We start from the raw sequence: 9,242 nt of genomic DNA, 5'->3' as shown, positions 1-9,242 counted from the left end.
CGGAAGCGTCAGATCTGTATAAGAGACAGGGGGGCTAAGACATTACCCCCCAACCCCCCCGCGAGTTCGGGGGGGCTAAGAGTTCATCTATACCACATATTTGAAATATGGTATTACTTAAAATAGAGAGCTGCTTGATACAAAACTTGTTCTTGATGCGTTAACAAAGTACAATCAGAAAGTGGGTAGGCTACACAGGTAACAGCGTAGCCAGCTTGCGATTCTGACGGCTTCAAAAACTTTTGTTCGCTTTGGTCGATTTCACCGCTGAGCAGTTTAGCAACGCAAGCAGAACACTCTCCTTGCTTGCATCCATTGGGCAAGCGGATGCCGGCATCTTCTGCCATATCTAAGATATACTGGTCGTCTGGTACGGCGATCGTGCGATCGAGGGCGAGAGCTTCATTCACCAGCCGAACTTGATAAATTGCCATTTCCACCTCTTATATTATTTCCGAGTTTAAGAAGGAGGCGGTTGAAACCGCTTCTTGTCAAACGAAGTCCCCGCAACGCGAGACTGAAGAATAATGGATATTAGCGGAATTATCGGCTGCTAGACAAGTGCTTGTTGATATTCTAGATGTTCATCTAGATAAATAGCGCGAATATCCTCTGGCAGATTTGATTCTAAAGTTTGATATCCTTTTTGGAGCAAAGCCTTGACTTGAGCGGGCGAAATTGCTTCACCTTCTGCTTGCAAATAAGCTGCGATTCGTGTTTCGCTCCAGCGGAAAGTCTGAGCCATCAACACGACTAAACGCGGCAGCGGAGCCAACAATTCTAAGGCTTGTTTGACGTAACACCAGAGGGGAGGCGGAGCGGATTGCAAGGAGTAGTGAATCGACTCTACAGGTGGCAATTCGGCTTGATTGATGCAGATAGCGGTGACATTAATCAGCCAGTTTTGGAGGCTGAGATTTTCGCCCTCAGACTCTGGAATTTCGTGGCGCAAATCGAGGCCTCGGAGCTCGTGATAGATGTGTAGCCAAGTGTGGGCGAACAGGTAATCGCCTTGTACGGGCGATCGCACGGAATGGCGAATTAGCGAGTGGACAATTTGAGCGTAGCGGCAAAAAATAGCCGTGAAGAAGCGACCTTGATCGGGATGGTTTTGAAACAAAGTCAATAATTCGCGATCGCTGTGATGGAACAGGGATTTGACCACAGGATGGTTGAGTTCGGAAAAAACAGGTGTTTGCACAATTGTTCTGGAAAGGTTGTGGGAATAAATGCTGGTGCAGCATGATTCTACACTACGATCTACAGTTCATGCAACTGCTTAAAACTTGTTGATATTTAAGTCAATTAATTATATAATAGAGTTGTAGGCGATGCTGCATCAATCTAAATTGATACATATAAACTATATGTATCCAGCGCACATCAAAAGATAATTTATAGTTTCAAGGGTAACATTCTTGTATGTCTAGCATTAATACTGGTATCGAATGGTGCGATCGCACATGGAATCCCACAACTGGCTGCGATAAAGTCAGTCCCGGCTGCACTCATTGTTATGCAGAAGCATTAACAAAGCGTTTCCATACTAATTTCCCTAATGGGTTTACTTTTCAAGAACACCCCAAGCGTTTGAACGAACCTAGAGGTTGGCGAAAGCCAAGTCGTATCTTTGTGAATTCAATGAGCGATTTGTTCCATGAAGATATTTCTATTGATTTTTTGAAACAAGTCTTTGATGTAATGCGTGAAACTCCTCACCACATTTATCAAATCCTTACCAAGCGAGATAAACGTTTAGTAGAGTTAGCGCCTCAACTTGAATGGTCTGATAATATTTGGATGGGCGTGTCTGTTGAAAATCAAAACTACGTTAACAGGATTGACTGTTTGCGACAAGTACCTGCAAAAGTCAGATTCCTATCATGCGAACCGCTTTTAGGTGCTTTGGAGCTTGATTTAAAAGGCATTCATTGGGTAATAGTTGGCGGAGAATCGGGGGTAAAACACCGTCCCATGCAACCTGAATGGGTCGATCGTATCAAGCAGCAATGTCAAGATGCTGAAGTCGCGTTTTTCTTCAAGCAATGGGGAGGTAGAACACCTAAAGCTGCTGGCAGACTTCTGGATGATAAAATTTGGGATGAAATGCCGGAAGCATGGAATAAACATCAAAAGCAATTCAATGGCTACACTTTCAGAATGAGTCGGAATTCCAATAAAGTAGTAACACCTACTTTGGTGGAAATGTAACTTTCACCTTCTCTCCAAATGTAATTTCTCCTTTGTACTTCCTTCGTTTACTGGCTGGTGGATCGGCGATAATTTTACCTTGTTGTTCTAGTTTTTTAAGAGCTTCCTTGTAATTTTTACTAATGTAACGCTTGTTAACATGATGCTGATTGTAAATTTGTTCCATTGTCAGTGTTTGACCAGCAAATTCATCAAGAAGCATATTTTCAAGGTCATCGATCGGTTGAAAATCAAAGAGTGAAAGCTGAATAGCCGCCTGACTCTGATTGTATTCAAAAGAGGGTACTCCCTGAGTAAAAACAGAGCTTTTTTTAGCCATAATGTCTTTCATAATTGAGTGACCTAATTTATCCTTAGATACAAAAATCAGATAATGGCTAGTACGGCTACCACTAGATTTTTTGAAGCAAAAATTTTGAACGTGCGACCCTCCAACATCTTTCAATGCTTGACAAATAGCCTCTACAATAGTTGACTCTCGTTCTTCAGGCTGCATAGGTTTAAGTTTTTCCCTTAGCGCATTTGCTCGTTCTTTACCAAAAAGAGAGTTCATGTCTTCCTTGACAAATCTGTTAGTTAAATCCATGTTAATTCTGTTGTAATTAAAGAAAAATATGCACTCACTACCCCAATTACTGATGACTGAACCTATTAAATTAATTGATAAACCTTTATAACCAAAAGGGTCAATAAAAAAAGTGTCGGTGCTGATTTTATATTATTTTTAATATCCTGGATGATTTCTTCTCCCACCTCCTTATTAAAAATAATTGGTTTGTGTTTTAAGGTGTGTATATCAGGTAAGGATGCTATTGCCTGATCGAGAGACTGAGTATTATTTGGGTCTATATCATTAAAAATGGTTACTAAAAGTTCTCTAATTTTTGGTTCAGCAATGGCACGCTCCAAAATAAGTAATGGTGTAGACTTAGAACCATCTTGATAGCGACCAGGACCCGAAAATAGATCTACGTATGCAATATTTTCTGGTCTTTTTGGGCTTGGTCTTTTTTGGATTTGAGAAATAATTACCTGAGCCCATGCCCAAAAGTATTTAGTGACTATATCAATTTTGACTAAAGACTGTTCTGTCGGCTTATCAAAGAAAGAATTATTAACCATAACTTTGCCTCCCCAATATCAATGATTATTACATTTTAGTGAATTATACTACTATTTTCCTCTACCATAACCGCCGCCGCCCGGAGTCTCAATTACAAACACATCACCAGGCTGCATTTCCACACTCGCCGTACTTCCCAACTCCTCAACATTTCCATCAAATCTCTCAACATAATTCCGCCCAACTTTCCCCGATTCACCCCCATGCAAACCGCAGGGAGAAATCACCCGCCGCCCCGATAAAATTCCCGCCGTCATCGACTCCAGAAACCGCACTCGCCGCACCACTCCATTACCCCCGCGATGATATCCATTCCCGCCGCTATTAGCCCGGATTGCAAAACTTTCTAACAACACCGGAAACCGCCATTCTAATACTTCTGGATCGGTTAAACGCGAATTAGTCATGTGAGTTTGCACCGCATCAGTACCGTCAAAATCTGCACCAGCACCGGAACCGCCGCAAATTGTTTCATAATATTGATAGCGGTTATTTCCAAAGGTGAAATTATTCATAGTGCCCTGCGAAGATGCGATCGCCCCCAGCGCACAATACAAAGCATCCGTAATATTCTGCGACGTTTCCACATTTCCCGCCACCACCGCCGCCGGATAGCGCGGATTCAGCATACAGCCTGCAGGATTGATGATTTCCAGAGGTTTCAAACAGCCCGCATTCAGAGGAATATCGTCATCTACCAAGGTGCGGAAAACATACAACACAGCCGCTTTACACACCGCAGCCGGAGCATTAAAATTGTTAAATTGCTGAGGAGATGTACGAGTAAAATCTATTTTTGCACGGCGCGCCGACTTGTTAATTGTAATAGCTACCTTAATCTGTCCGCCGCTATCCATCGGATAAGTAAACTCGCCATCTTTCAAAACCTCAATTACGCGCCGCACCGATTCTTCAGCATTATCTTGCACGAAGCCCATATAAGCTTGTACCGTTTCCAATCTGTAATGTTCAACCATCTTTAGAAGTTCTGCTACACCGCGATTATTTGCAGCAACTTGCGCTTGCAAATCCGCGATATTTTGGGCGACATTGCGAACCGGAAAATCCCCGGCTGTGAGAATTTGTAGTAATTCTGCTTCTCGGAATTTCCCCTCGCTTACTAGCTGGAAATTGTCAAGCAATACGCCTTCTTCAGTTACTATTTTACTATTCGGAGGCATGGAACCGGGAGTGATGCCGCCGATGTCGGCGTGGTGTCCCCGCGAGGCTACATAAAACAAAGGAAGAGAGGAAGAATTATCAAATACGGGAGTAATTGCGGTGATATCTGGTAAATGCGTGCCGCCGTTGTAGGGATTGTTAGAAACATAAACATCCCCAGGTTTAATTGTATGAATTTGTGCTAAAATTAAAGCTTCTACACTTTCGCTCATCGAACCTAAATGCACGGGAATGTGCGGTGCGTTGGCAACTAATTGCCCGTTTTTGTCGAATACTGCACAGGAAAAGTCGAGGCGTTCTTTGATGTTGACGGATGAACTTGTATTCTGTAATGTAACGCCCATTTGTTCGGCGATCGCCCGAAATAAGTTATTAAAAATTTCCAGCAAAACAGGATCGGCTACAACCGCAGATAAACGCGAATTAACGCGGATGCGATCTGCGCCTATCTCCGTGGATCTGCGGTTCAAAATTAAATCATTATTTTCGGTGATGGTCGCTTCCCATCCAGGCTCTATAATATTAGTTCCAGTTGCTTCTACGATCGTAGCCGGCCCGCTAATGCAGTCGCCCGATCGCAAATCTTCCCTCCGATAAACAGACGTTTCCCGCCACTCGCCAGCAACATACATTTGCACGGTAGAGATTGGCTGCTGGGCGATCGATTCCGCGTCACGAGAATTAGCAACTATCGATTCATCCGGCACATTCATGGTTTCTACAACTTCCACCGAAACCGCTTCGACAATCAGCGATTTTTCCGGCATAATAAAACTGTATCGCTGTCGGTGCAATGCTTCAAACTCAGCCTGCATCTCCTCAAGATTTCCAGTAGAATTGACCATCAAAACCGAATCACTTCCCTGATATTTAAGATGCAGCTTCCTCACAACCAAAACCTCAGACTCTCCCTCAGCGCCCTCTGCGCCTCTGCGGTTCAATTCCCTCTTTCCCTCCGCCTCCAATTGCGCTAAAACATCCTGTAAATCACCAATTAATTCATTAGTTAATAATTCCTCGATCGCCCTTTCGCGAATAGCCCGCACATCCGCCAAACCCATACCGTAAGCGGACAACACCCCCGCGTAGGGATGAACGAACACCCGTTTGATCCCCAAAGAATCGGCGATCGCACAAGCGTGTTGGCCGCCCGCGCCGCCGAAACAGCACAATGTATACTCCGAAACATCATAACCGCGCTGAAGCGAGATTTTTTTCACCGCATTAGCCATCTTTTCCACGGCGATCGCCAAAAAACCCTCCGCCACCTGTTCCGGTGTCCTCTCGCCCCCAATTTCCCCCGCTAACTGCACGAATTTTTGCCTGACTACCTCAGTGGCGATCGGCAAATCTCCATCCAATCCAAACACTTTCGGGAAAAAATCCGGTTGAATTTTCCCCAACATCACATTGCAATCAGTCACGGTCAAAGGCCCGCCTTTCCGATAGCAAGCAGGGCCGGGATTAGCCCCCGCAGACTCCGGCCCGACGCGGTAGCGAGCCCCGTCAAAAAATACAATTGAACCGCCACCGGCTGCTACAGTATGAATTGCCATCACGGGCGATCGCAATCTCACCCCGGCAATTTCCGTCTCAAATTCGCGTTCGTATTCCCCGTTAAAATGGGCAACATCCGTCGAAGTTCCGCCCATATCAAAGGTAATAATTTTATCGAAACCTGCTTTTTTGCTGGTTTTAACCGCACCGACAATTCCCCCAGCAGGCCCGGACAAAATACTATTTTTTCCTTGGAATTTGGCGGCATCTACTAAACCGCCGTTTGACTGCATAAACATTAATTTGGGGAATTGGGAATTGGGAATTGGGCATTGGGCATTGGGCATTGATAATCCTTCATTCTGAGGATCTACCTCAATTAACTCACTGGTTACTTGTTCGACGTAGCGCCGCAAAATCGGAGACAAATAAGCATCGACAACCGCAGTATCTCCCCGCGAAACTAATTTCATTAAAGGGCTAACTTCGTGAGATACTGAAATTTGAGTAAAGCCAATTTTTTTCGCTATTTTAGCAACTTGTTTTTCGTGTTCCGAGTAGCGGTAGCCGTGCATAAAGACGATCGCACAACTGCGAATTCCCTCATCGTAGGCTTGCTGCAAAGACGGGATAAAATCGGGATTGACAGCAGTCAACTCCTCACCAGTAGCGCTGTAACGTTCCGCAACTTCGATCGCGCGATCGTACAGCATTTCTGGTAAAATAATGTGTCGGGCAAAAATATTCGGGCGGTTTTGATAGCCAATTCTCAGCGCATCGCCGAAACCCTTAGTAATTAGTAGAATAGTGCGATCGCCCTTACGTTCCAGCAAAGCATTTGTCGCCACCGTCGTACCCATTTTAATCGCTGCAATCTCCCCCGCCGGGATCGATTCCCCCGCCCCAATCCCCAAAATATCGCGAATTCCTTGCACTGCTGCGTCGGTGTAGCGATCGGGATTTTCCGACAGCAGCTTGTGAATGACTAACTTACCATCTGGCTTTTGGGCTACTAGATCGGTAAAAGTACCACCGCGATCGATCCAGAATTGCCAAGAAGTGCGATCGTAAAAAACATTCATATCTTCTTCTCCCATCTTCTTCTTTCTTCCTTCGCGCCCTTCGCGTCTTCGCGGTTCGTTAAAATAAAATTATAGATACCCAATAGCCTCAACCAAACCCCCACAAACACCCGCGAGAAAATCCAAATCCAAAGTCTCAATCTTATCACTCGCTTGATGATAGTGCGGATTCCGCATATTAGCCGTATCCGTCACCATAATAGCCGGATAACCATTATCCCAAAAAGGAGCATGATCGCTGCGGCGAGTATCCGGCACAATCAAACCTCGATTCGGCACCGGCAACCACTCGCAAGCTTGACCCGATTTGCGGATATTTCCGCTCAAGGCCATCATATCGCGAACAGTCCGTAAGTTCCCGATTAAAGCAATAAAATTACCAATATTCGGATAAAAATATTTCAGTCCCGCCGGATAGCTTTGAGAGTTGGGTTTGTTGTTGCAATAACCCAACATTTCCAAAGAAATCATCAACCGAATCTGCTGTTTTTGTTTTTTTAAGTTAGCAGCATGATGGCTGCTTCCCCAACAACCGTATTCTTCCATATCGAAAGCAACTAATTGTACTGGATATTTTAGCGGTTGAAGTGCGAAATTCCTTGCGAGTTCCAGCAACACAGCAACACCCGTAGCATTATCATCAGCCCCAGGCGTACCGGGCACAGAATCGTAATGAGCACCTATTATAATGGGCAAATTTTCTTGCTTCCCCCCCTTAGCAAGGGGGGGATTGAGGGGGGGTAAATCCAAGATAAAATTGTGATGAATTCGCCCGCGCACTGCAAAATCGTCGATTTCTACAGTACCCCACTGTCCCAACTGTTCGCGGATGTATTGCTGGGCATAAAAATGCCCTTCGGATGCGAGGTATGGGTTGCGATCGCGTACAATTTGAATGAGATGGCTGTGCAGGCGTTCTTTGAGATCCATGCGATCGCAGATACAATGAGTACACTAAGATTATATGGGATTGAATGATGATTGGAGAAGTCAGAATCGAAAATTATAAGTCCATTCAAAAGCTGAAGCTGGAATTAGGACGAGTCACCGTATTGATTGGTGAAAATGGCTGCGGTAAGAGTAATATCCTAGAGGCGATCGCCCTGGCTTCGGCGGCGGCTGATGATAAGCTGGATAACGAGTTTTTAGCATCTAGGGGCATCCGAGTTACAGAACCTCAATTAATGCGATCGGCTTTTGAAATTGAAAATTTAGATAAAGATATCAGCATTGAGTTAAGATCGAATAAGGGGCAACCATTCAGTTGTATTTTACAAAATGATAATGCTCCTTATTCTCAGTGGCTTAGTAAAAATTTTTTGGGTAATTCTGAAACTTCCGTAAAGAATGCTGTCATGCTGCTTCTTCAAAAACATGGGGGAATAGACAAATTTACATCTGTCTTAGAAGAAAAAACAGAGTTATCAGAACAAGAATGGTTGAGTTTCAAAAAGGATGCCGAATCATTCATTCCAATACTTGACTTAAATAAATTTATCATTTACTCTCCTGAAAATCTAGCCTTAAGGACGTTTGAAAAAGAAGGGCAAATTCAACCATTAGGTATTAATGGCGAAGGCTTGTTTAAACTTATAAATTTTTTAAGCTTCGATAAAAATCAAGACAAACTTAATCAAATCAAAAAAAAGCTGCAATTGATAGCTTGGTTCAAAGATTTTGAAGTTCCTCAAAATCTATCAGCAATACAAACTTCTATCCAAATCACAGATAGATACTTAGATACTGATTTAAGTTACTTTGACCAAAGAAGCTCGAATGAAGGCTTTTTGTTTTTACTGTTTTATTTTACCTTGTTCATAAGCGATATCACACCTAAATTTTTTGCAATAGATAACATTGATGCTTCTCTCAACCCCAGATTGTGTCGCAGATTAATCGAAGAATTAGTTGAATTAGCCAAAAAACACGACAAACAAGTTATCTTTACAACCCACAATCCGGCAGTTTTGGATGGTTTGGATTTAGATGATGACGAACAGCGGCTGCTTGTGATTTCTCGCAACCAATTAGGTTATACTAAGGCTAGACGCATTCTCAAACCTAAACCTTTGGAGGGACAAGAACCTGTGAAATTATCAGAGGCATTTTTGAGAGGCTATATCGGTGGACTTCCTAAGAATTTTTAA

7 protein-coding genes and 1 pseudogene are annotated in these 9,242 nt (G+C 43.6%); 2 read left to right on the top strand and 6 right to left on the bottom strand.

Annotated features, from left to right (window positions below):
• Positions 1 to 113: 113 nt before the first annotated feature.
• Both AACV78_RS28150 and AACV78_RS28145 read right to left on the bottom strand, forming a co-directional pair.
• Entirely contained in the window at positions 114 to 434 is a 321-nt protein-coding gene (locus tag AACV78_RS28150) for a 2Fe-2S iron-sulfur cluster-binding protein (protein ID WP_194010552.1), read from the bottom strand.
• Between the two features lie 119 nt (positions 435 to 553).
• Positions 554 to 1,201 (bottom strand): RNA polymerase sigma factor, encoded by a 648-nt coding sequence (locus AACV78_RS28145; RefSeq protein WP_194010551.1) that lies wholly within the window; start codon positions 1,199 to 1,201, stop codon positions 554 to 556.
• Positions 1,202 to 1,422: 221 nt separating this feature from the next.
• On the opposite strand from AACV78_RS28145, the gene AACV78_RS28140 reads away from it, so the two are divergent.
• Positions 1,423 to 2,211 (top strand): DUF5131 family protein, encoded by a 789-nt coding sequence (locus AACV78_RS28140; protein WP_194010550.1) that lies wholly within the window; start codon positions 1,423 to 1,425, stop codon positions 2,209 to 2,211.
• Here the strand turns inward: AACV78_RS28140 and AACV78_RS28820 are convergent.
• The 4 genes and pseudogenes from AACV78_RS28820 to AACV78_RS28125 form a co-directional block, all read right to left on the bottom strand.
• Positions 2,192 to 2,530 (bottom strand): hypothetical protein, encoded by a 339-nt coding sequence (locus AACV78_RS28820; protein WP_445329599.1) that lies wholly within the window; start codon positions 2,528 to 2,530, stop codon positions 2,192 to 2,194. The two genes, AACV78_RS28140 and AACV78_RS28820, sit on opposite strands and share 20 nt — an antisense overlap.
• A 48-nt stretch (positions 2,531 to 2,578) precedes the next feature.
• Positions 2,579 to 3,333, bottom strand: a pseudogene (locus tag AACV78_RS28135) (three-Cys-motif partner protein TcmP); the annotation flags it as partial.
• Positions 3,334 to 3,384: 51 nt separating this feature from the next.
• Positions 3,385 to 7,095, bottom strand: coding sequence for a hydantoinase B/oxoprolinase family protein (locus tag AACV78_RS28130; protein WP_194010557.1), 3,711 nt, complete (start codon positions 7,093 to 7,095; stop codon positions 3,385 to 3,387).
• Between the two features lie 69 nt (positions 7,096 to 7,164).
• On the bottom strand, positions 7,165 to 8,025 hold the full coding sequence (locus AACV78_RS28125) for a M20/M25/M40 family metallo-hydrolase (protein ID WP_194010549.1): 861 nt from the start codon (positions 8,023 to 8,025) through the stop codon (positions 7,165 to 7,167).
• 44 nt (positions 8,026 to 8,069) lie between these two features.
• Here AACV78_RS28125 and AACV78_RS28120 point away from each other — a divergent pair, with 44 nt between their 5' ends.
• On the top strand, positions 8,070 to 9,242 hold the full coding sequence (locus tag AACV78_RS28120; protein WP_228042514.1) for an AAA family ATPase: 1,173 nt from the start codon (positions 8,070 to 8,072) through the stop codon (positions 9,240 to 9,242).

The organism is Tychonema sp. LEGE 07196 (genome assembly GCF_963890365.1).
In the GTDB taxonomy this organism is placed as follows: domain Bacteria; phylum Cyanobacteriota; class Cyanobacteriia; order Cyanobacteriales; family Microcoleaceae; genus Microcoleus.
This window is presented reverse-complemented; position numbering and strand designations above follow the sequence as displayed.